Below are 22,606 nucleotides of genomic sequence, written 5' to 3'. Positions count from 1 at the left end.
CTCACACCTTAACATAGCGATCTCTGTACCGTGTGCTGGTTTCTCTATCTGATTCGTACCGCCGATAATCGCCTCTATACCGGGATTACCACCGATGTCGCACGCCGCTTTTGCCAGCACCAGGACGGCAGGGGCGCGAAAGCGCTGCGTGGCAAAGGAGAGCTTCAACTGGCCTTTAGCAAGGAAGTTGGTGAACGCTCACTAGCGTTGCGTCTTGAATATCGTATCAAGCAGCTAACGAAGCGCCAGAAAGAGCGCCTCGTTGCCGGGGACGGTTCATTTGAGGCGCTGCTGGAAAGCCTCAGAAGCGATTAAAGTGGTCGCTATATTCGACCAGCCCGCTCACGCCGTTCAGCGCGTCATCGGCCAGACGATGAACCTGGAAAGCCTCGGCGCTATTGGGCCAGCGGCAGCGCAGATCGAAACGCGCCGCCGGTTCAAAGCCCAGACGGCCATAGAGCGCCGGATCGCCAAGCGTCACGACGGCGGCATAGCCAAACTCGTTCAGGGAATCAAGCCCTTCATAGACCAGCTGACGCCCGATGCCCTGACCGCGGTAGCTTTCATCGACCGCCAGCGGAGCCAGTCCGACCCACTGCAGCTCTTCGCCTTCGACGGCGACCGGGCTAAAGGCCACGTAGCCTACGACCTGACCTTCGTCATCCGTCGCCACCACGCCCAGCGTGATCAGGCCATCTTCACGTAGACTGTGCACCAGCTGCGCTTCCGCGTCGCCGCCAAAGGTACGACGCAATAAAGCATCGATTCCCGGCGCATCAATCCCAATCTCTACTCGAATCAGCATGCCTCACCTACCGATGTCTGTTCAGGTTTCTGCGGGCCTTTCAGGCCAGCTTCAACAAAGTCCGCCAGCTGCAGCAGCATGATGCGCAGCGCCTTCGGCATCTGCTCCAGCTCAATGGCATCCATCAGGTTTTTTACATACAGTCCCAGCTCGGTATCGCCTTCGATAACCAGGCGACGCTGGAAGAACAGCGTATCCGGATCCTGCTTACGCGCCGCAATCATCAGCAGGTCGCTGGCGTCGGCGCTGAAGCTGACGTCCGCTTCGGCCGCAGGGCTGACCACCAGACGCCCATCAACCACCGAGGTATACCACAGCAGACCGATGTCGCGCACATGAATACTTAACCAGCGCCCCTCGAGAAAATCCAGTTCCCCATCCGCCAGCGCCTGGCGAAATTGCCAGCTTAATACTTGTTCCAGCACCTGGCGCTTGAGGGCAAATGGCGCCAGCTTAACCGGCACGCTCATCATCGACGGGCCAAAGTGAACCAGTTTGGAACGCAGTTTATCCAACACAAGCTTTACTCCATGAATGCAATAGTTCCTCTATTGTGCCATATCAAATAAACGACATAGCGGCGTAAATCAACAAAATCACGATGCCGGGCCGCTGGTATTGATTCCGCCAATACGCTTTTAACTGCCTCAAATCAAAAATTGTCACCAGAAGGTTAACTAAAATCCCAGCTCATTAACCATCCAGCGTCCCTGACGGGCCGCATTTTTCAGGAAAAATTATGGAGCTGCTCTGCCCAGCCGGTAACCTTCCGGCGCTTAAGGCGGCCATCGAAAACGGCGCCGATGCCGTCTATATCGGGCTGAAAGATGACACCAACGCCCGCCACTTTGCCGGCCTTAATTTCACCGAAAAGAAACTGCAGGAAGCCGTCAGCTTTGTGCATCAGCATCGTCGCAAACTGCATATTGCCATCAACACCTTCGCCCATCCTGATGGTTATGCCCGCTGGCAACGCGCGGTCGACATGGCGGCGCAGCTGGGCGCCGATGCGCTAATCCTCGCCGATATCGCGATGCTGGAATACGCCGCCGAGCGTTACCCGCATATTGAGCGTCACGTTTCCGTTCAGGCTTCGGCCACCAACGAAGAGGCGGTGAAGTTTTATCATCGCAATTTCGACGTCGCCCGCGTGGTGCTGCCGCGCGTGCTGTCGATTCACCAGGTCAAACAGCTGGCGCGCAACACGCCTGTGCCGCTGGAGGTTTTCGCCTTCGGCAGCCTGTGCATTATGGCGGAAGGACGCTGCTACCTTTCCTCCTACCTCACCGGCGAATCGCCGAATACCGTTGGCGCCTGTTCGCCGGCGCGCTTCGTGCGCTGGCAGCAAACGCCGCAGGGCCTGGAATCACGCCTTAACGAAGTGTTGATCGACCGCTACCGGGATGGTGAAAACGCCGGTTATCCCACCCTCTGCAAGGGGCGTTATCTGGTCGACGGCGAGCGCTACCACGCGCTGGAAGAGCCCACCAGCCTGAACACCCTGGAGCTGCTGCCGGAACTGATGGCGGCAAATATTGCCTCGGTGAAAATTGAAGGCCGCCAGCGCAGCCCGGCCTACGTCACCCAGGTGGCGAAGGTCTGGCGTCAGGCGATCGATCGCTGCAAAGCCGATCCGCAAAACTTCGTGCCGCAGTCCGCGTGGATGGAAACCCTCGGTTCCATGTCCGAAGGGACGCAAACCACCCTTGGCGCTTATCACCGTAAATGGCAGTGAGAACAGCAATGAAATATTCATTAGGGCCGGTGCTTTATTACTGGCCAAAAGATACGCTGGAAGATTTTTACCAGCAGGCGGCAAACTGCAGCGCGGATACGATTTACCTCGGCGAAGCGGTATGCAGCAAACGCCGCGCCACCAAAGTCGGCGACTGGATCGAGATGGCGAAAGCGCTGGCGGGAAGCGGTAAACAGGTGGTGCTTTCCACCCTCGCGCTGGTGCAGGCCTCCTCTGAGCTGGGCGAACTTAAACGCTATGTCGATAACGGCGAGTTTCTGATTGAAGCCAGCGATCTCGGGGTCGTCAACCTGTGCGCGGAACGTAAGCTGCCGTTCGTCGCCGGCCATGCGCTCAACTGCTACAACGCCGTCACCCTGCGCCTGCTGCTCAAGCAAGGCATGGTGCGCTGGTGTATGCCAGTTGAGCTTTCCCGCGACTGGCTGGCGAACTTGCTGACCCAGTGTGACGACCTGGGCATCCGCCATCAGTTTGAAGTGGAGGTGCTCAGCTACGGCCACCTGCCGCTGGCTTACTCCGCCCGCTGCTTTACCGCCCGCTCGGAAGACCGGCCAAAAGATGAGTGTGAAACCTGCTGCATTAAATACCCTAACGGGCGCGACGTGCTCTCACAGGAGAACCAGCAGGTGTTCGTCCTCAACGGCATTCAGACCATGAGCGGCTACGTCTATAACCTCGGGAATGAGCTCAACACCATGAACGGGCTGGTGGATATGGTTCGCCTGTCGCCGTTGGGCAGCGAGACCTTTGCGATGCTGGACGCCTTCCGCGCCAATGAAAACGGCGCAGCGCCGCTGTCGCTGACGGCGAACAGCGACTGCAACGGCTACTGGCGACGGCTGGCCGGACTGGAATTGCAGAGCTGATTAACCGCTCACTTTGTTAATGGCTATCGCTGCTTTTTAATGCACTATTAAAGATGCAGCTTTTCTGGCAGGCGTATCCTGGATGCGCCAGGCTGGAAGAAGACCTTCAATCTGATGACGATGCTGTAGCAAAGTGAGCCTTTATGACTGACAAACCTGTTTCGTTCTCGGTGCTCGATCTGGCGCCGATCCCGCAGGGGTCTTCCGCAAAGGAAGCCTTCTCCCACTCTTTAGACCTGGCGCAGCTGGCGGAAAAGCGCGGCTATCACCGCTACTGGCTGGCCGAGCACCATAATATGGTCGGTATCGCCAGCGCCGCGACTTCGGTGCTGATTGGCTACCTTGCCGCGAATACCACCACTCTGCATCTTGGCTCCGGCGGCGTGATGCTGCCAAACCATTCGCCGCTGGTGATTGCCGAGCAGTTCGGCACGCTCAATACGCTGTACCCAGGACGAATCGATCTCGGCCTTGGCCGCGCGCCGGGCAGCGATCAGCCGACCATGCGCGCGCTGCGTCGCCATATGAGCGGCGATGTCGATAACTTCCCGCGCGATGTCGCGGAGCTGGTGGACTGGTTCGACGCCCGCGATCCTAATCCGCACGTGCGCCCGGTTCCCGGCTATGGCGAGAAGATCCCGGTCTGGCTGCTCGGCTCAAGCCTGTACAGCGCCCAGCTAGCGGCGCAGCTTGGGCTGCCGTTCGCCTTTGCCTCGCACTTCGCCCCGGATATGCTTTTCCAGGCCCTGCACCTCTACCGCACCCACTTCCAGCCGTCAGAACGGTTAGAGAAGCCGTACGCGATGGTGTGCATCAATATTATTGCCGCCGACAGCGACAGAGATGCGGAGTTTCTGTTTACCTCCGTGCAGCAGGCGTTCGTCAAACTGCGCCGCGGCGAAACCGGGCAGCTGCCGCCGCCGGTGCAAAATATGCATCAGCTGTGGTCCGCTTCAGAGCAGTACGGCGTGCAAAAGGCGCTGAGCATGTCGCTGGTCGGCGATAAAACCAAAATCCGCCACGGGCTGGAATCGATCCTGCGGGAAACCCAGGCCGATGAAATCATGGTTAACGGTCAAATCTTCGATCATCAGGCCCGCCTGCATTCATTTGATTTGGCGATGCAGGTGAAAGAAGCGCTTCTCGGATAGTGAGCAATGCGGCATTTTTGCCGCATTTTTTTCCGCCTGAATGACAATCTGTGACCCACCTCATTCTTCTCACGCCTTTTCCCTCATCTGGTTACGTTAAGCGTAATTACGTTACCCCGAGCGTAATTGTTCTCTAAAAAAAGCGATGTTACTTTCTCTCTTGTTTTACTTTTCATAAATGCACGCGTCAAAGAGAATCGCCATGAGCCAACCAACCGCCAATGCAATAAGGATCGGTGAGTGTTTATTAAAAGCGCTATTAATGGAAGTTTGCGCCTGGCCGAAACCCGGCCTGGTGACGCCGCACTCGCAGGGCGCGCATGACGATATGGATATATGGCTTTTTATTACCAGTAGCTCTGCCATAGCGCCCTGTTTTTATGCTTGCGCGCAGGCCGGTGAATATCATCAGGGCGAGCTGGCAGATTTATTTCCCAAAATACGTCTTATCGGTATTGAATACGAATCCAGGCTGCTGCAATCCACCCGCGAGATAAATACTCAGCGCGGCATACTCTTTGCCGGAGCCGTTCTGGCCGCCGCCGCCGGCTGGCTAAAAGGTCGGAGACAGCCGCTTTCCAGCGAGTCATTAAGCCAGTGCGTCGCCGGGCTGTGCCTCGATCTCTGCCGCAACGATTTCGCCGCGCTCGCCCATCGTTCCGCACAAACTCACGGTGAAAAACTGTATCTGCAATTTGGTATCACCGGCGTGCGCGGCGAGGCCGAACGGGGCTTTCCGCTGGTCTGCCATATTGGTCTCCCAGCCCTGCGCCAGGCGCTCTCGCTGAGATTTAGCTGGCGTGAAGCACTGGTACATACGCTGCTCGCGCTAATGGCGCACTGCGATGATACGACGGTACTTTCGCGCGCAGGTCCCCCTGCGCTGCACGAAATGAAACAGCGCGCGCAGCGCCTGGTCAACCTGGGAGGAATGAGCCACCCCGGCATAGAACATGAGCTCAATGAATTTAATGCCTGGTGCGTGGACAAATGGGTCAGTCCGGGCGGGTCGGCAGATTTATTAGCGCTGACCCTGGCGATGTACTTTCTTTGCCATCAATTGCAAGAGGACCCTAACGAGGAAGAGATATGAGTATCTATTTATATACATTATTAACTTATGCCATGACGATTGTTATTTCTTTTGCCGTGGTCGGAGTCATTGTTGGCGTTAATAGAGTCATGAATAAGCTGAATATTACCGACGACTAATACGCCTCTTTTTATGCGTTATCAGGAATATATTTTATGGATATCTTTATTAAGCTCTTTTCGGGCATTGGTACCTTTTTTATTGAAGATCCCACAATAGCCATTGCGCGAATATTATTAATTATTCTGGGTTTTGTCCTGGCGTGGATGGGTTTTCGCCGCACCCTCGAACCGCTGATTATGGTGCCAATGGGCTTAGGCATGATTGCCGTTAACGCCGGGGTGCTCTTTCTCGCGGGCGGGCAAACCGGCACCTTAATTCTCGACCCGATGATCAGCGACCCTACCGAGCTGGTTAACATTATGCAGATAAACTTCCTGCAGCCGGTTTATAACCTGACCTTCAGTAACGGCCTGATCGCCTGTATCGTTTTCTTCGGCATCGGCGCGATGAGCGATATCAGCTTTATTCTGCTCCGCCCCTGGGCCAGCATCATCGTTGCGCTGTTCGCCGAAGCGGGTACCTTCGCCGCGCTGCTGCTGGGAATAGAAGTATTTGGCCTCCCGGCTAACGAAGCGGCTTCTATTGCGACCATCGGCGGCGCCGACGGCCCGATGGTGCTCTTCGCCTCCTTGATTCTGGCGCCGAATCTGTTTGTCCCCATCGCCATTATCGCCTACCTGTATCTGAGCCTGACCTACGCCGGCTATCCGTATCTGGTGCGCCTGCTGGTACCGAAAAAGTACCGCGGGATGGAAGTGGATATCGAATATCCCACCGTATCAAAAAAAGCGAAGTTCATCTTCACCATCTGCGCCTGCCTGCTGCTGTGCCTGCTGTTGCCGGTCGCCGCGCCGCTGATCCTCTCATTCTTCCTCGGGATCGCGATTAAAGAAGCGGAGATCGAACCGTTCCAGAAGCTGCTGGAGACCACCCTGACTTATACCGCGACGCTGTTTCTCGGCCTGCTGCTCGGCACGCTGTGCGAAGCGCAAACCATTCTTGACCCGAAAGTCGGCATCATTCTGATTCTCGGTATTGGCGCGCTGGCTATCTCGGCAATCGGCGCCCTGCTCGGCGGCTGGTTTATCTGGCTTATCTCGAAAGGACGCTACAACCCGGCCATTGGCATCGCCGGGGTTTCGTGCCTGCCGACCACCGCCAAAATCGCGCAGAAAGAAGTCAGCCATGAAAACCCCTACGCCGTCATTCTGCCGCTGGCCATGGGCGCTGGCGTCAGTGGCCTGATCGTTTCGGCCATCGCCACCGGGGTCTTTATCTCCACGCTATTCCTGCTGAAATAAGGGAGTAAAAACATGCTTAAAGAGCACAACTGGCATCAACTTAAGGATGATACGGCGCAGCGCCTGAAGCTGCTGGCGCCGTATTTCCGCGATGGCAAGATTATTGATGCTAAAGATACCGTCGCGGTGCTGGAGGCAGCGATCCGCCGCTTTGATCGCGTCAATATTGAGGGCAACAACCAGAAGCAGGCGGACTTTCTCGCCGAATGCCTGTGCAAAGTGGACCCGGAAAAAATTTCCGGCCTGCATATGGTGCAGTCTTCCGTGCCGCTCAGTACGCACCTCGATCTGTTCGAGAAGGGCATTGCCGAAAAGCTCGACTTCGCCTACGCCGGCCCGCAGGATGGCCGCCTCGCGCAGCTTATTCAGCAGGGCAAGATCAAGCTCGGGGCGATCCACACCTATCTGGAGCTGTTCAGCCGCTACTTTGTCGATCTCACTCCGCGAGTCTCGCTGATCACCGCCTTTGAAGCTGACAAAGACGGCAACCTCTACACCGGCTTTAACACCGAAGACACGCCGGTGATCGCTGAAGCGACCCACTTCCGCCAGGGGATCGTGATAGCCCAGGTGAACAAGATCGTCGATAAAGTGCCGCGCGTCGATATTCCCGGCGACTGGGTGAACGCGGTTATTGAAGCGCCGCGCCCGTTCTACGTTGAACCCCTGTTCACTCGCGATCCGGCGCTGATCACCGATACCCACGTGCTGATGGCGATGATGGCGCTCAAAGGGATCTACGCCGAATACGGCGTCGAGCGCATTAACCACGGCATCGGCTTCTTCACCGCCGCCATTGAACTGCTGCTGCCCACCTACGGCGAAGAGCTGGGGCTGAAAGGCAAAGTGTGTACCCACATGGTGCTGAACCCGCATCCGACGCTGATCCCGGCGATCGAGAGCGGATGGATCCGGTCCGTTCACTGCTTCGGCGGCGAGCTGGGAATGGAAAAATACGTCGCCGAGCGCCCGGATGTGTTTTACATCGGCCAGGACGGCACTCTGCGCTCAAACCGCGCCTTCGCCCAGGCCGCCGGACACTATGCGCTGGATATGTTTATCGGCGGCACGCTGCAAATCGATAAGTACGGCAACAGCAGCACCGCTACCGCCAGCCGCGTTTCCGGTTTTGGCGGCGCGCCGAATATGGGCTGCGATGCCAAAGGCCGCCGCCACGTCACTCAATCCTGGCTCAAATGCGGCGAAGAGTTCAATGCGACTCAGCAGCAGTTAATCGGCGATATGCCGCGCGGCAAACGCCTGGTGGTCCAGATGCAGGAGACCTTCCGCGAGAAGCGCCAGCCCGCCTTCGTCGACAAACTGGACGCCTGGGAACTGGCGGAAAAAGCCGGTCTCGCCCTGCCGCCGGTAATGGTTTACGCCGATGACGTCACCCACGTGCTCACCGAAGAAGGTATTGCCCACCTGCACCGCTGCGAAGGGCTGGAGCAGCGGATGGCGGCCATTCGCGCCGTGGCGGGCTACACCGACATCGGCCTCGCCGCCGACCCGGCGCAAACGCAAGCGCTACGCGATGCGGGCATTGTGCAGACGCCGGAAGATTTAGGCATCGACAGACGCCGCGCCAACCGCCAGATGCTGGCGGCGAAGAGTATTCGCGATTTGGTCGAGTGGCCCGGCGGACTGTACAACCCTCCTGCTCGATTCCGTAACTGGTAAGGGAATAGCAAATGGCTCTACATCAAATATCACATCATTTCAGCGGTAAAAGCGACCGTCCGTCTCTGCCGCAAACCGTGCACTGCGGCATCGTAGGCTCTGGCGATCTGGAAGTGTTGCTGGAACCTAAAGCCCTGGCAGGCGGAATCGACATCAGCATTTGTACGCCGGTCACCGGGTTCGACGCCATCTGGAAAATCGTCCTCACCCGCTTTTTAGACAACGGTCCGCTGGGCGATATGCAGGTCAGCATCAATGATAACAACGCGACGCCTGCCGTGGTGGCGTTACGCCTTCAGCAAGCATTACAACAGGCAATTCCGGGGGAAAACCATCATGAGTGATCTGCGTTTTCTGGAAGCCAGCGCCCGCGTTCGCGCCGAAGGGTTGGTGGATAAAGGCTCGTTTACCGAACTGATCGGTCCGGCGGCGAAACGGATTAGTCCGCATCTGCCGGTACTGGGCGAAGCGGTAGAGTTTGATGACGGCGTGGTGACCGGTATTGGCCTGCTCGGCCAGCATCCGACCATCGTTATCTCGCAGGAAGGACGTTTTATCGGCGGCTCCGTTGGTGAGGTTGGCGGCGCAAAGATGGTCGGCGCGCTGATGCTGGCCGACGAGCTGGCGGCGCAAACTAACGATCCGGCCCGCCGTCCCATCGTGCTCATGTCGTTTGAAACCGGCGGCGTACGCCTGCACGAGGCCAACGCCGGGCTGCTGGCGCACGCCGAGTGCATGGATATGCTGCAAATCCTGCGCGGCCGCGTACCTGTGGTGGCGCTGATCGGCAGCAAGATCGGCTGCTTCGGCGGTATGGGCTTTGTCGCCGCCGCCACCGATCTGATCGTCATGAGCGAGTCGGGCCGTCTCGGACTCACCGGCCCGGAAGTCATTGAGCAGGAGATGGGTCGTAGCGAATTTGACGCCTCGGATCGCGCCCTGGTGTTCCGCACTACCGGCGGCAAGCACAAATATATCGTCGGCGACTGCAACTACCTGATTGCCGATTCGCTGGCGGCCTTCCACCAGCAGGCTTCACTGATTGCCGACCTGCCGTGGCCTGAGATTGAAGCGATGCGCCGGATCGGCAGCGAGGCGAAAGTCCGCGCACAGATGGCGCTGACGCAAAAAATCAACGAACTTGCGCCAACCGACGCGCGCGATGTCTGGGCTGCGGCGGGAAATTCAGTGCCGCAATCGCTGGTTGATATGAGCCAGGAGACCTTTCTGAGCAATGTCCAACGCCTGTCCGTGGAGGAAGCATGATGGAAAATTTACTCGGTCAGGGGCGCGCAGCCATCGACCTGATTGTCGATGAAGGTAGTTTTGCCGAAAACGCCCTTGAGCAACTTAACCTCCCCTGCGACGACTACGGCCCCGGCGCGGTCGTCGGCAGCGCGCGGATCAACGGCGAAACCTGCACGGTGATCGCCAACGACGCCATGACCTTCAACCCGCGTTTTCCGGTGGTTTACGCCGGGATAATCGGTCTCGAAGAGGGCTATAAAATGGCGCTGGCGGTCTACCGCACGCTGGCGATGGATAAAGACAAACCTGCGAGCGAGAAGCGTCCGCTGGTGCTGATTGTCGACACGCCAGGGAACGGACCAGGCAAGCTGGAAGAGATTATCGGTATGAATAAAGCGACCGGCGCATACCAGCTGGCGCTGGCCGAAGCGCGCCATGCCGGGCACCCGATTATCGCCATGGTGATTGGCCGCGCCATCAGCGGCGCGTTCCTGTGCCACGGGCTGCAGGCCGACCATATCCTCAGTCTGACCTCGGAATTCGGCACCATGATCCACGTGATGCCGCTGAGCAGCATCGCGCGCATTACCCGTCAGGACGTCGAGCGGCTGAGCGAACTCTCCCGTAGCAACCCGGTCTTTGCGGCAGGTCCGGAGTTTTTCTGGCAGCTGGGCGGCGTGGAAGAGTTAATCAAAACCATCCCGGCGATGAAAGAGGCGATCGTTCGACATATCGCTGAAGTACGCCAGCAGAAACAGGCTGCGGGTATTCAGGCCACCGGTCCGCAGGGGCGCGGCATCTCTGGCGAGGAACGCGGCGGCAGGAAAGCCCGCGGCGTGATTCTGGCGCAGATGCGCGAAGAGTATCAGCACGTCGCGGCGCGTTATCAGCCCGGCTGAGCCAGGGAGAAGAGCAAAATGAACGATCCCATCGCCACGCTTGAATGGCTTCTTGAGGCCCAGCCCGGCATTCCCTCTCTGCAGGAAATGCCGCGCCGGACGCTGGAGGACAAAGGCATTGCCGGCCCAACGGCGGCGCACGTGATTGAAGAGATCCATACGCCGCTTAACCTGGCGCTGGTCACCTTCACCACCGGCAGCAGCGCGTTTCAGAATATCGTCGGCGTCACGCACGATGAACTGGCGCTGCGCACCGCCGCCGGAAAGCGCGCGCTGGCGGCCTGTGGCGTAACCGCAGGGCAGCAGGTGCTGGTGACCTACGCGCCGCTAGTCAACGTGTTTACCCGCCAGGCGCTGGATGAGAGCGGCCTTCGCTGGTCGTTTTTATCCCGCTCCTGCCGGGACGCGCTGCTGATCGCCCTGTGCCGGCAGCCGCCGGACGCGGTGGTGGGCGAGTCCTCTTTTTTACGCGCCACCCTGGAGCAGGCGCTGAAGATGGAGCTGGCGGACAGGCTGCCGAAAAAGCTGACGCTGATAACGGCCGGAACGCCGCTGGATGAAGCGCTGGTTCCGCTGGCGGCTTCTCTGGGTTATGCGCTGCACGATATGTATGGCTGTCAGGAATTCGGCTGGCTGACGCTTGATGGCATCCCGCTACGCGAAGATATTTCGCTGGTTCCCGCTCCGCAGGGCGGAGACTGGCGGGAAGCGATCGTTGGCGGTTTACCAACCGGCGACAGCTTTCCCGTCGCCGCCGGCGGACATCTCTGCAATCCGCAGGGAAAAATCCAGACCTGGAAGCGCCAGCGCACCACGCCGGAATACGACATGGTGGTCATGGCGACCACCGCGCGGCATCGGGAGATCGTGGAGCGCACCGCACGGACGATTTTGCGTATTAAGGGACGCGTTTGCCACGTGTCAACGCAGCTGATAACCGAGGCCACGGCCACCCATATTCGCCTCTGGCCAAAGGCGGTTCCCGGCGAATGTACCGCAGGCGTTGCGCCCATCGATATTATCGGTCCGCAGGCAACGGCCCAGTTTGACGCTCTGCTGCAGTCCCAGCGGGATTTACAGCGGCAGGCGAAAAACGATCCTGCCTGGTGTAAAGCGCGATGACCGCCCTGCAACGACATACCCTGTGCTGGCTGGAGCCTTCGACGCTGGATGAAATCGCGGCGCAGCTGGAGGATGAATTCGGCCACCTTCCTGCCGTATTGCGGCAGCAAGCGCGGGAATATCTGCTCAGCGGATCGCTACCGGGCATCGTACGTCGCGGCCTGCGGAGTGAGAATAGTGTTCCGCTTGGGTTCTCTTTCCCACTGCGCTGGCAAGGGCAGCGAGTGCGTCTGGCCACTGAAGCGGCGTTATCAGCGATAACACGTTACTCAACCCCAGAGCAAACGGCATCGCTCTCCATTGCAGAGCGCACTAATGCGATAGGCGCATTTCATGCCTTGCGCCAGGCATGGCGCTGGCCCGGGCTCCAGCTCGGGGTCTGGGGTTCGGTAGGGCTGGAAATGGCCACGCCGTGGCGATGGAGCGATGCCCACTCGGATCTGGATATTCGCGTTATCCCCACCGCGCCAGGCGAACTCAACGCATGCTGGGCCTGTTTACGTCATACCGAAGAGCAATTTCAGTTACGTATTGATGGCGAGATTGGTTTAGCTGACGGATACGCAATCAATATCAAAGAGTGGTTCAGCGGAAGCGCAACTCTGCTGGCTAAAGGAGAGGATGATGTTCAATTAAGATCGCGACAGCAGGTCACGGCAGCAATGAGAACATATCTCTGTTAAATACATCAAAAAGGAATCTAATATGTCTGAAGTTAAATCAAAAGTCCCGGGTGTGGTCGATGAAGTAAAAGCCGCTGCCGGAGATAAAATCGAAAAAGGCCAGGTGGTGATTGTGCTCGAAGCCATGAAAATGAAAATGCCGGTCGCCTCGCCGGAGACGGGTATATTAAAAACGCTGTCACTCAATACCGGAGACCGCGTCAACCCAGGCATGGTGTTATTTGAAATTATTGCAGAGTAAAGTGAGTTAACACGCATTTAATTAAAAAAACAATGCGACATTCTATTGTGAGATTATTTCTATGTTAATGTCATATCAGTAAGCATTTTGCTTGCTGATATGATAAATCATAGTGACTGAGCAAACCTGTATTCTTACGAATGTCCGCAAATAAAAACGCACTATGCTAAAAGCCGCTGATTAATTTTTTGTCATTTCTCCAACGCGGGCATTATCAACCCGCGTTGTGTAATTCGCTTTTAGTATGGATAGACAAAGAGAAACATCATGATTATTTACGGATTGATGTTAATGGGACTGTGCATGTTCGCCGGGCTAATCGTGGGCGATCTTCTTGGCCTGGTCTTGGGTATTTCCGCCAATATCGGCGGCATCGGCTTCGCGATGCTGTTTTTAGTTATCGTGTCACAAAAATTAGTGGATAAAGGATTGCTCTCCAAGCCTGCGGAACAGGGGGTAGGTTTCTGGAATGCAATGTATATCCCGATTGTCGTCGCTATGTCGGCAAACCAGAACGTTATCGCCGCCCTTAAAGGCGGTCCGGTTGCCTTGATTGCCGGCGTTGGCGCCGTTTTTATTGGTTTTCTGCTGATTAAGCCTTTGAGCAAAATCGGCGGTCGCGACCATCAGGAAAGCTCCGCCGTTAGCGAGGAGTGTAAATAATGGAACAGCTGACAAAGATTCTAACCGGTAGCTTCACCAGCAACGGTTTGATTACCGCTTTTGTCGTGGTGGGTATCGTATGCTGGGCCGCAAGCTGGATCTCAACGCATCTGCTTCGCGGCAAGATCCACAGCTCAGCTATTGCCATCGTCGCCGGATTGCTGCTGGCCTGGCTTGGCGGGGAACTGACCGGCGGTAAAAAAGGTCTGGCCGATATCAGCTTGTTCAGCGGTATTGCGCTGATGGGCGGCGGTATGTTCCGCGATTTCGCCATCATTTCCACCGCCTTCGGCGTTAAGCTTGAAGAACTGAAAAAAGCCGGCATGGCTGGCGCGCTGGCGCTGGTTATCTCGACGGTGCTCTCTTTTTATCTCGGGGCGATTGTCGCCTGGGCTTTTGGCTATACCGACGCCATCAGCATGGCGACCATTGGCGCGGGGGCCGTAACCTTCATCGTCGGCCCGGTAACCGGCGCAGCGCTTGGCGCAAGCTCGGATGTTATCGCGCTGAGCATCGCCGCCGGCGTGATTAAGTCTATTGCCGTCATGATCTTAACGCCGCTGGTAGCGAAAGCCGCGGGCCTGAACTCGCCTGCCGCCGCTATCGTCTACGGCGGGCTAATGGGCTCCACCAGCGGAGTCGCCGCGGGTCTGGCGGCCACGGACCCGAAACTCGTTCCCTATGGCGCAATGACGGCAACCTTTTATACCGGCCTTGGCTGTCTGCTGGCCCCTTCGGCCCTCTATCTCTCTTTAACCCCCTTCTTTTAATGACGGACGCCTGCTGTGATGCAGCAGGCGCAAGGGATGTTCAATGTACTCATTTCAGCGCATGAAACCTGGGCAAATCGCGCTTCTGGCCTCACTTTGTACGCAAGAAGACGAAGATAATTTTCGCCAGAAGCTATTAGCGGATAAGCCCGAACATAAGGTGGGTTTTGTTTTTATGACCGGGACATCGGATGAAATAAAAAATAAACTACAGCGCTGTATCATCGGCTGCGCGTTTAAGCATCAGATAATTACGCGCCAGGAATCGGCCATTTTTACGTTATGTCAGGTCAGCCATCAGGCGCTGACCCATGCTTTAGCGAACAGCATCAATGGCGATCGGATGAGAATAAAAATAGCCTTAGTCAGTAATCCAAAGTGGCTTGCCGTCGCTATCTACGGCGAAAGCGTGTTCTATCAGCGATTGAGTCATGAGCTTACGGGGTTTTCTCTGTCTCGCTTTTCTCCATCATAAGCTGTCTGGCGTACATACGGCACTCGGCTAGTAAGGACAGCAGACCCGGCTGATTTTCCTGGCTACGCGGGAAGACCAGCGAAATTTCCTGTTCCATTCGATAGGGCTCCTGCAGCGGCAGCAGGCGAATGCCGTTACTGAACAGGCCGCGCATCCGCCCCGGAATTAAGGTATAGCCCATGCCGGCATTCACCATACTCATCAGTGAAAAAATATCATGTACCCGGACGGTAATGTCGGGCGTAAATCCAGCAATCTGAAAGGCCTCCTGAAATCCTCGCCAGGTCGCGAAGCCTTCGCTCAAGGCAATAAACTTTTTATTTTGCAGATGCCGTAAATCTACGGGGGTCGATAAGCTATCCGCTTCGGTTACCGGAACTGCAAGGTAGATGGAATCAGAGAATATGGTCCATGTCTCAAATAACTGGGCGTTATAATCATCAGGAGTCGATATCAGAACCGCATCAATCTTCTCTTCATTAAGCGCTTCTAATAATTTCTTATTAGAGTTCATGATAAATTCAATGGACAGTTCCGGGCAGCGTTTTTTCAATCCCTGAACAATTTGCGGTGCGGTTTTTAACACTAGCGAATAAAGTAGCCCTAAACGTAAAACCTGAGAATGATACCCCGAAGCCTTGCGGGTAAGATAAATACAGCGTTCCAGTGCATTAATGACTTCCCGCGCTTCCTTTTGCATAACCCATGCGCCAGGTAAAGGATAAAGATTGCGGCCATTATGGGTAAACAAAGGACAGCGTAAATTATCTTCCAGCGAATGAAGCGCGCGATGAACGCTAACGGATGAAATGTTCATTAGCTCTGCAGTTTTTGATATATTCATCGACTCCATATAGCTAAGGAAAATCTCGAGCTTCCGCAGAGTAATATCGTTATTCAGCATATAAATATTCCCTTATTCAAGACAATATTCATAGTAAGAGAAATAAAGAAAATATTTTTTGAGCCAGATCGTTAAATCTGGCTCAGCGGAAAATTCAATTATTGATAGGTGGGTAATACATTAAAGCTCGACAGGAAATGCACAATCACGTTGCCCAGACCAAACAGCAGGACCAAAGCAATCATCGGCTTTCCGCCCCAAACGCGAAACAATGGGCTGCCAAAGCGTTTACGCGATGCGCGAGCCAGCAGCGCCGGTACGATTGCCGCCCAGATGGTCGCCGCCAGACCCGCATAGCCGATCGCGTAGAGGAACCCGTTCGGCCACAGCAGGCCGCCCACCATTGGCGGGACAAAGGTGAAAATCGCGGTTTTAAAGCGTCCCAGCGCGGAGTCGTCGAAACCGAAAAGATCCGCCAGATAATCAAACAGGCCGAGAGTGACGCCAAGGAATGAGCTGGCTACGGCAAAGTTTGAGAAGATCACTAACAGCAGATCCAGACTCCGGCTATTCAGTACCCCGCTGAGCGCCTGGACCAGGACATCAATATTGCCCCCCTTCTGCGCGATACCGATAAACTCCGGACGAGGGATATTGCCCATCGTCACCAGCAGCCACACCACGTACAGACCCAGCGCCAGCAGCGTACCGTAAACCAGGCACTTAACGATTGTGCGCGGATCTTTGCCGTAGTACTTCATCAGGCTCGGCACATTGCCGTGATAGCCGAAGGACGCGAGGCAGAACGGCAGCGTCATCAGCAGGTAGGGCAGATACGAGGCATTCTTTTCAGCAACGTTAAACAGGGTGGTCGGCTGAACGTGTCCCAACAGGCTGCCAAAGGTCAGAAAGAAAGTAATAACCTTCGCCCCGAGCACAATGGCCGTCATGCGGCTCACCGCTTTGGTACTCAGCCAGACGATAAACGCCACCAGCAGGGCAAAACCAAAACCTGCCGCCCTTGCCGGGACGTTCAGCGACATTTCGCTAAACGTATGGTGCAGGATCGAGCCGCTGGCGGAGATATAGGCGTAAGTCAGAATATAAAGCACAAAGGCGATCGACACGCCGTTAAGCAGATTCCAGCCCTTACCGAGCAAATCTTTGGTAATGGTATCGAAGCTGGAGCCAATGCGATAATTCAGGTTCGCTTCGAGGATCATTAACCCGGAGTGAAGCATACAAAACCAGGTAAAAACCAGCGCCGCCAGAGACCAGAAGAACCACGCGCCGGACATCACAACCGGCAGTGAGAACATCCCCGCCCCAATAATCGTCCCGCCAATAATCACTACGCCGCCAAACAAGGACGGTCGGGTTGCCGTAGTGGTAAGTGTCGCCATTTGCCGAAATCTCCAGTCGAAAATACTTTTGTTGTTATCAACGTGACGCACTGTACCAGTACACGAGTACAAAGGAAATAAAAAAAGCCCCAATCGTTAAGATCGGGGCTGTATCGTTTACTTTACGTTAGCGGAAAGCGCTAATTATGCATCGCCACCGAAACGACGACGACCTGCGGAGTCATCGCGACGCGGAGCTGAAGCATCATCGCGGCGCGGCGCGCGGCCGCCTTCACGACGTTCGCCGCTGAAACGACGACCTTCACTACGGCCGCCTTCGCGACGCTCGCCGCCGAAACCACGACCTTCACGACGTTCACCGCCGCCGAAGCTACGACCGCCTTCACGACGCTCACCGCCGCCACGACGTTCGCCGCTGCGCTCAGGACGCGGCTGAGCATCACCCAGCAGCTGCATGTTCATCGGCTTGTTCAGGATGCGGGTACGCGTAAAGTGCTGCAGCACTTCGCCCGGCATGCCTTTCGGCAGTTCGATAGTGGAGTGAGAACCAAACAGCTTGATGTTACCAATGTAACGGCTGCTGATGTCGCCTTCGTTGGCGATTGCGCCAACGATATGACGTACTTCAACGCCGTCATCACGGCCCACTTCAATGCGGTACAGTTCCATATCGCCAACGTCACGACGTTCACGCTTAGGACGATCTTCGCCGCTGCGTTCAGGACGGTCGCCGCGCGGGCCACGGTCGTTACGGTCGCCACGACGCTCAAAACGATCGTCACGGTCGCGGAACTCGCGCTTAGGACGCATTGGCGCATCCGGCGGCAGGATCAGCGGACGTTCGCCCTGAGCCATTTTCAGCAGCGCGGCGGCCAGTGTTTCCACATCCAGCTCTTCGCCTTCGGCAGACGGCTGGATTTTCGCCAGCAGCGCGCGGTACTGATCCAGATCGCTGCTTTCCAGCTGCTGCTGAACTTTCGCGGCAAATTTTTCCAGGCGACGTTTGCCCAGCAGTTCTGCGTTCGGCAGTTCAACTTCCGGAATGGTCAGCTTCATCGTACGTTCGATGTTGCGCAGCAGACGACGCTCGCGGTTCTCAACGAACAGCAGCGCACGACCAGCACGACCCGCACGACCGGTACGGCCGATACGGTGAACATAAGACTCGGAATCCATCGGGATATCGTAGTTAACTACCAGGCTGATACGCTCAACGTCCAGGCCACGGGCCGCAACGTCGGTTGCAATCAGGATATCCAGACGACCGTCTTTCAGACGCTCCAGAGTCTGCTCACGCAGGGACTGGTTCATATCGCCGTTCAGCGCAGCGCTGCTATAGCCGCTACGCTCCAGCGCTTCGGCCACTTCCAGGGTCGCGTTTTTGGTACGAACGAAGATAATCGCCGCATCAAAATCTTCCGCTTCCAGGAAACGCACCAGCGCTTCGTTTTTACGCATACCGTAAGCAGTCCAGTAGCTCTGGCTGATGTCCGGACGAGTCGTTACGCTCGACTGGATGCGCACTTCCTGCGGCTCTTTCATAAAGCGGCGGGTAATACGACGAATCGCTTCCGGCATGGTGGCGGAGAACAGAGCGGTCTGATGACCTTCCGGGATCTGCGCCATAATCGTTTCTACGTCTTCGATGAAGCCCATGCGCAGCATTTCGTCAGCTTCATCCAGAACCAGACCGCTCAGCTTAGAGAGATCCAGCGTACCGCGTTTCAGGTGGTCCAGCAGACGACCCGGGGTACCAACAACAATTTGCGGTCCCTGACGCAGCGCGCGCAGCTGCACGTCATAACGCTGGCCGCCGTAGAGGGCAACCACGTTTACGCCGCGCATATGTTTAGAGAAATCCGTCATTGCTTCAGCTACCTGTACCGCCAGTTCGCGGGTCGGCGCCAGCACCAGAATCTGCGGTGCTCTCAGCTCAGGATCAAGGTTGTTCAGCAGCGGTAAAGAGAACGCTGCGGTTTTACCGCTACCCGTCTGGGCCATACCCAGAACGTCGCGGCCGCCCAGCAGATGCGGAATGCACTCAGCCTGGATCGGAGATGGTTTTTCGTAACCCAGATCGTTAAGCGCTTCAAGGATGGGAGCCTTCAGGCCCAGATCTGCAAAAGTGGTTTCGAATTCAGCCATGTAGTACGTGTGCCTCAAAATTAATGGCGGCCAGTCTACATAACTCATCGTGAAAATTTACGGTAATTTTCATTGAAAAGTGTGAACCGGCTCAAAGTAGGTGTATTAACGAACAACAACGCCCTCACCCGCAAAGGTGATGGCAATCAAAAAAGGGCTGATGTGTTCGTCAGCTATTGCTGGTCCGATTCTGCCAGGTCATCTTGCTCCTGGCCCAAGAGCGATAATTCCAACAATGCGTATCGGTGCTCAACGTAGTTATGAACGTTGTTTGCGACCGCCAGTTTGAACAGTGCCGTAGCGCTGTCCTTGTCCCCCAGACTTAGGTAGTACTTACCTAAATAGAAGTTGGTTTCACTGAGATGCTCAGCGAGCGAGGTGTTATCCGTTGCGTCTGCCTTCAGACGGGTCATTAGCTCTTTTTCGCTAATGTCGCCAAGGTAGAACCCGACAATGTTCCATCCCCATTGTTCTTTATCCGACTTGTCTAAGCGCTGTCTCAGTGCTTCAAGCGCCTGCTTCTCATCGAGCTGACGCTCGGCGAGATAAAGCCACAGGCTTCGGAAAGGATCATTGGGATCGTCTTGATAAAACGCCAGCAGATCATCTTGCGCTAACTTAGCACGACCGCCGTAATACAGGGCGATGCCGCGATTTAAGTGCGCGTAGTTGTAAGTTGGATCAAGCTCAAGTACAGAATCAAACGCTTCATAGGCAGCATCAAAATTGCCTGCCTGCGTTAAATAAATGCCTAAGTAATTGAATACTTCAGGCATATCCGGTCGGATTGCCAGCGCTTGTGAAAAATCATTTCGCGCTAATGCCCTCAGACCGAGACTATCATACAACACTCCGCGCTCATATAAAAGCTGTGCGCGTTCGTCATCGGTTAAAGCCCGACTGGCAAGAATTTGTTCCATGCGCGCCAGAATCACTTCTTGCTGCAAAGTCGGTTGCAATGGCACCGCGAGGACTGCGTCCTTACGCCAGGCAGAGTTGCTGCATCCTGCCAGCGTGAGAGCTGTCGCCACGAAACACCAGCGCAAAAAAGGCTTCATTTCCCACTCCCGAAGACAACGATTGGATGAACGTCCAGTTCCCCGGCTGCAAACAGGGCGTCCTGCCCGTAATGCGCCCTCCGCTATGCGGAGGGCAAACGGCAACCTTACTCGCCCTGCTGTTCGGCAGCCGGAGCTTCCGGCGCAGCCGCAGGCTGAGTTTGTTCAGTTGCTTCTTTGATGCTCAGACGGACACGGCCCTGACGGTCAACTTCCAGAACCTTAACCGGCACTTCCTGACCCATCTGCAGATAGTCGGTCACTTTCTCAACGCGCTTGTCGGCGATCTGAGAGATGTGAACCAGGCCTTCTTTACCGCCGCCAATGGCAACAAACGCGCCAAAGTCAACGATGCGGGTCACTTTACCGTTATAGATACGGCCAACTTCGATCTCAGCGGTGATCTCTTCGATACGACGAATCGCGTGCTGCGCTTTGTCGCCATCGGTTGCTGCGATTTTAACGGTACCGTCATCTTCGATTTCGATAGTGGTGCCGGTCTCTTCGGTCAGCGCGCGGATAACGGAGCCGCCCTTACCGATAACGTCTTTAATTTTGTCCGGGCTGATTTTGATCGTGTGGATACGCGGTGCGAATTCGGAGATATCGCCGCGCGGCGCGTTAATCGCCTGTTCCATCACGCCCAGGATGTGCAGACGCGCACCTTTAGCCTGGTTCAGAGCAACCTGCATGATCTCTTTGGTGATACCTTCAATTTTGATATCCATCTGCAGCGCAGAGATACCTTCGCGGGAACCCGCTACTTTGAAGTCCATATCGCCCAGGTGATCTTCATCGCCCAGAATGTCAGACAGTACGACGAAGTTGTCGCCTTCCTTCACCAGACCCATTGCGATACCCGCAACGGCGGCTTTCACCGGCACGCCTGCGTCCATCAGCGCCAGAGAAGCGCCACAGACGGAAGCCATGGAGGAGGAACCGTTAGATTCGGTGATTTCAGAAACCACGCGAACGGTGTACGGGAACTCTTCGATAGTCGGCATAACGGCCAGGACGCCGCGCTTAGCCAGACGACCGTGACCGATTTCACGACGCTTCGGAGAACCGACCATTCCCGTTTCGCCTACGGAGTACGGAGGGAAGTTATAGTGGAACAGGAAGGAATCCGTGCGCTCGCCCATCAGCTCATCGATGTTCTGCGCGTCGCGTGCGGTACCCAGGGTCGCGGTAACCAGCGCCTGAGTTTCGCCACGAGTAAAGAGTGCGGAACCGTGGGTACGCGGCAGAACGCCGGTGCGAACGTCCAGACCACGAATCATATCTTTTTCACGACCATCGATACGCGGCTCACCGGCCAGTACGCGGCTACGCACCACGTTTTTCTCGATTGCGTGCAGGATTTCACCCAGTTCGTTAGCGTCCAGGGATTCATCTTCCGCAACCAGGGTCGCGATAGTTTCAGATTTGATCGCATCAACCTGAGCATAACGCTCCTGTTTGTCGGTGATACGGTAAGCATCGCTCAGGCGAGATTCAGCCAGCGCGGCAACGCGCGCGTTCAGCGCCGCATCAACCACTTCCGGCTGCCAGTCCCAACGCGGTTTACCGGCTTCTTTCACCAGGTCGTTGATGTTCTGAATAACAATCTGCTGCTGGTCGTGACCAAACACGACCGCGCCCAGCATCTGGTCTTCGCTCAGCAGTTCAGCTTCGGATTCAACCATCAGTACTGCGGCTTCGGTACCTGCAACAACCAGATCCAGTTTGCTGGACTTCAGCTCTTCCTGGGTCGGGTTCAGCACGTACTGGTCATTAATATAACCGACGCGAGCGGCGCCAATTGGGCCGTTGAACGGAATACCGGATAGGGACAGGGCTGCGGAAGCGCCAATCATCGCGACGATATCCGGGTTAACCTGCGGGTTAACGGAAACCACGGTCGCAATAACCTGAACTTCGTTGACAAAACCTTCCGGGAACAGCGGGCGAACCGGGCGGTCAATCAGACGCGCGATCAGGGTTTCGCCTTCACTCGGACGGCCTTCACGACGGAAGAAACCACCCGGGATTTTACCTGCAGCGTAGGTACGCTCTTGATAGTTAACGGTCAGCGGGAAGAAATCCTGGCCTGGTTTCGCTTTTTTCTGGCCCACAACGGTAACGAATACCGCGGTGTCATCCATGCTAACCATAACGGCGGCAGTTGCCTGGCGCGCCATCATGCCGGTCTCCAGGGTTACGGTATGTTGGCCGTACTGGAATTTACGAACGATCGGATTAAGCAAAATTCTATCCTTATATCTATAGATGATGTCAAATCCACGATAAGACATCGTATGACCCGATCTTCTGCATCCTCGCGACTAATGACAACCTTTACCCGCCCCTGCGAGTCAAGCCTCTCATTAGCCGCGCGAA

The 22,606-nt window shown here is 56.0% G+C and carries 24 protein-coding genes; 16 read left to right on the top strand and 8 right to left on the bottom strand.

Annotation, left to right across the window (positions count from 1 at the left end; translation table 11 throughout):
• Positions 1–30 precede the first annotated feature (30 nt).
• The gene (locus tag GUC22_RS02935; RefSeq protein ID WP_004139877.1) at positions 31–315 is read left to right on the top strand and encodes a GIY-YIG nuclease family protein; all 285 of its coding nucleotides are present in this window, start codon (positions 31–33) and stop codon (positions 313–315) included.
• Here GUC22_RS02935 and GUC22_RS02930 read toward each other — a convergent pair.
• Both GUC22_RS02930 and ubiT read right to left on the bottom strand, forming a co-directional pair.
• Entirely contained in the window at positions 302–805 is a 504-nt protein-coding gene (locus GUC22_RS02930) for a GNAT family N-acetyltransferase (protein ID WP_024358736.1), read from the bottom strand. The two genes, GUC22_RS02935 and GUC22_RS02930, sit on opposite strands and share 14 nt — an antisense overlap.
• Complete coding sequence (gene ubiT, locus GUC22_RS02925; protein WP_004125595.1) at positions 799–1,323, bottom strand: ubiquinone anaerobic biosynthesis accessory factor UbiT; 525 nt, start codon at positions 1,321–1,323, stop codon at positions 799–801. The genes GUC22_RS02930 and ubiT overlap by 7 nt, the downstream gene beginning before the upstream one ends.
• A gap of 221 nt (positions 1,324–1,544) precedes the next feature.
• Here ubiT and ubiU point away from each other — a divergent pair, with 221 nt between their 5' ends.
• The 15 genes from ubiU (at position 1,545) to GUC22_RS02850 (ending at position 14,816) form a co-directional block, all read left to right on the top strand.
• Positions 1,545–2,540 carry a ubiquinone anaerobic biosynthesis protein UbiU gene (ubiU, locus tag GUC22_RS02920; protein ID WP_024358737.1) on the top strand — a complete coding sequence of 332 codons (996 nt, stop codon included), beginning with the start codon at positions 1,545–1,547 and terminating at the stop codon, positions 2,538–2,540.
• 8 nt (positions 2,541–2,548) lie between these two features.
• Positions 2,549–3,427, top strand: coding sequence for a U32 family peptidase (locus tag GUC22_RS02915; RefSeq protein ID WP_160183338.1), 879 nt, complete (start codon positions 2,549–2,551; stop codon positions 3,425–3,427).
• Between the two features lie 143 nt (positions 3,428–3,570).
• Positions 3,571–4,578, top strand: a complete 1,008-nt coding sequence (locus GUC22_RS02910) for a luciferase-like monooxygenase (protein ID WP_004139862.1) — start codon at positions 3,571–3,573, stop codon at positions 4,576–4,578.
• Between the two features lie 202 nt (positions 4,579–4,780).
• Entirely contained in the window at positions 4,781–5,671 is an 891-nt protein-coding gene (locus GUC22_RS02905) for a triphosphoribosyl-dephospho-CoA synthase (protein WP_024358740.1), read from the top strand.
• Between the two features lie 155 nt (positions 5,672–5,826).
• Positions 5,827–7,035: a Na+-transporting malonate decarboxylase, carboxybiotin decarboxylase subunit gene (gene madB / locus GUC22_RS02900; protein WP_024358741.1), complete on the top strand. Its 1,209-nt coding sequence runs from the start codon at positions 5,827–5,829 to the stop codon at positions 7,033–7,035.
• Between the two features lie 12 nt (positions 7,036–7,047).
• Complete coding sequence (mdcA, locus tag GUC22_RS02895; protein ID WP_160183337.1) at positions 7,048–8,715, top strand: malonate decarboxylase subunit alpha; 1,668 nt, start codon at positions 7,048–7,050, stop codon at positions 8,713–8,715.
• 11 nt (positions 8,716–8,726) lie between these two features.
• The gene (gene mdcC, locus GUC22_RS02890) at positions 8,727–9,059 is read left to right on the top strand and encodes a malonate decarboxylase acyl carrier protein (protein ID WP_024358743.1); all 333 of its coding nucleotides are present in this window, start codon (positions 8,727–8,729) and stop codon (positions 9,057–9,059) included.
• Entirely contained in the window at positions 9,052–9,981 is a 930-nt protein-coding gene (locus tag GUC22_RS02885) for a biotin-independent malonate decarboxylase subunit beta (protein WP_024358744.1), read from the top strand. Before mdcC ends, GUC22_RS02885 begins: the two co-directional genes overlap by 8 nt.
• Entirely contained in the window at positions 9,981–10,862 is an 882-nt protein-coding gene (gene mdcE / locus GUC22_RS27505) for a biotin-independent malonate decarboxylase subunit gamma (RefSeq protein WP_004139842.1), read from the top strand. Before GUC22_RS02885 ends, mdcE begins: the two co-directional genes overlap by 1 nt.
• Positions 10,863–10,880: 18 nt before the next feature.
• A complete protein-coding gene (locus GUC22_RS02875) occupies positions 10,881–11,984 on the top strand; it encodes an acyl carrier protein (protein WP_098141344.1) in 1,104 nt (367 codons plus the stop codon).
• A complete protein-coding gene (gene mdcG / locus GUC22_RS02870; RefSeq protein WP_024358746.1) occupies positions 11,981–12,667 on the top strand; it encodes a malonate decarboxylase holo-[acyl-carrier-protein] synthase in 687 nt (228 codons plus the stop codon). The genes GUC22_RS02875 and mdcG overlap by 4 nt, the downstream gene beginning before the upstream one ends.
• A gap of 22 nt (positions 12,668–12,689) precedes the next feature.
• A complete protein-coding gene (locus GUC22_RS02865) occupies positions 12,690–12,908 on the top strand; it encodes an acetyl-CoA carboxylase biotin carboxyl carrier protein subunit (protein WP_004139836.1) in 219 nt (72 codons plus the stop codon).
• Positions 12,909–13,175: 267 nt separating this feature from the next.
• Positions 13,176–13,571 carry a malonate transporter subunit MadL gene (gene madL / locus GUC22_RS02860; RefSeq protein WP_024358747.1) on the top strand — a complete coding sequence of 132 codons (396 nt, stop codon included), beginning with the start codon at positions 13,176–13,178 and terminating at the stop codon, positions 13,569–13,571.
• Positions 13,571–14,341, top strand: a complete 771-nt coding sequence (gene madM / locus GUC22_RS02855; RefSeq protein WP_004139827.1) for a malonate transporter subunit MadM — start codon at positions 13,571–13,573, stop codon at positions 14,339–14,341. Before madL ends, madM begins: the two co-directional genes overlap by 1 nt.
• A 43-nt stretch (positions 14,342–14,384) precedes the next feature.
• Positions 14,385–14,816: a HutP family protein gene (locus GUC22_RS02850; RefSeq protein WP_098363486.1), complete on the top strand. Its 432-nt coding sequence runs from the start codon at positions 14,385–14,387 to the stop codon at positions 14,814–14,816.
• Here the strand turns inward: GUC22_RS02850 and GUC22_RS02845 are convergent.
• The 6 genes from GUC22_RS02845 to pnp form a co-directional block, all read right to left on the bottom strand.
• Entirely contained in the window at positions 14,779–15,720 is a 942-nt protein-coding gene (locus GUC22_RS02845; protein ID WP_102650352.1) for a LysR family transcriptional regulator, read from the bottom strand. The genes GUC22_RS02850 and GUC22_RS02845 overlap by 38 nt on opposite strands.
• Before the next feature lie 98 nt (positions 15,721–15,818).
• Positions 15,819–17,063 carry a tryptophan permease gene (gene mtr, locus GUC22_RS02840; RefSeq protein WP_004139822.1) on the bottom strand — a complete coding sequence of 415 codons (1,245 nt, stop codon included), beginning with the start codon at positions 17,061–17,063 and terminating at the stop codon, positions 15,819–15,821.
• Positions 17,064–17,207: 144 nt separating this feature from the next.
• Positions 17,208–19,169, bottom strand: a complete 1,962-nt coding sequence (locus tag GUC22_RS02835) for a DEAD/DEAH family ATP-dependent RNA helicase (protein WP_024358749.1) — start codon at positions 19,167–19,169, stop codon at positions 17,208–17,210.
• A complete protein-coding gene (gene yrbN, locus GUC22_RS02830) occupies positions 19,162–19,242 on the bottom strand; it encodes a protein YrbN (protein ID WP_085903200.1) in 81 nt (26 codons plus the stop codon). The genes GUC22_RS02835 and yrbN overlap by 8 nt, the downstream gene beginning before the upstream one ends.
• 100 nt (positions 19,243–19,342) lie before the next feature.
• A complete protein-coding gene (gene nlpI / locus GUC22_RS02825; RefSeq protein ID WP_004139820.1) occupies positions 19,343–20,227 on the bottom strand; it encodes a lipoprotein NlpI in 885 nt (294 codons plus the stop codon).
• A 107-nt stretch (positions 20,228–20,334) separates the two neighbouring features.
• A complete protein-coding gene (gene pnp, locus GUC22_RS02820; RefSeq protein WP_004139819.1) occupies positions 20,335–22,473 on the bottom strand; it encodes a polyribonucleotide nucleotidyltransferase in 2,139 nt (712 codons plus the stop codon).
• Positions 22,474–22,606: the final 133 nt, after the last annotated feature.

It is taken from the genome of Klebsiella sp. MPUS7 (assembly GCF_009905335.1).
In the GTDB taxonomy this organism is placed as follows: Bacteria; Pseudomonadota; Gammaproteobacteria; order Enterobacterales; family Enterobacteriaceae; genus Klebsiella; species Klebsiella grimontii.
This window is presented reverse-complemented; position numbering and strand designations above follow the sequence as displayed.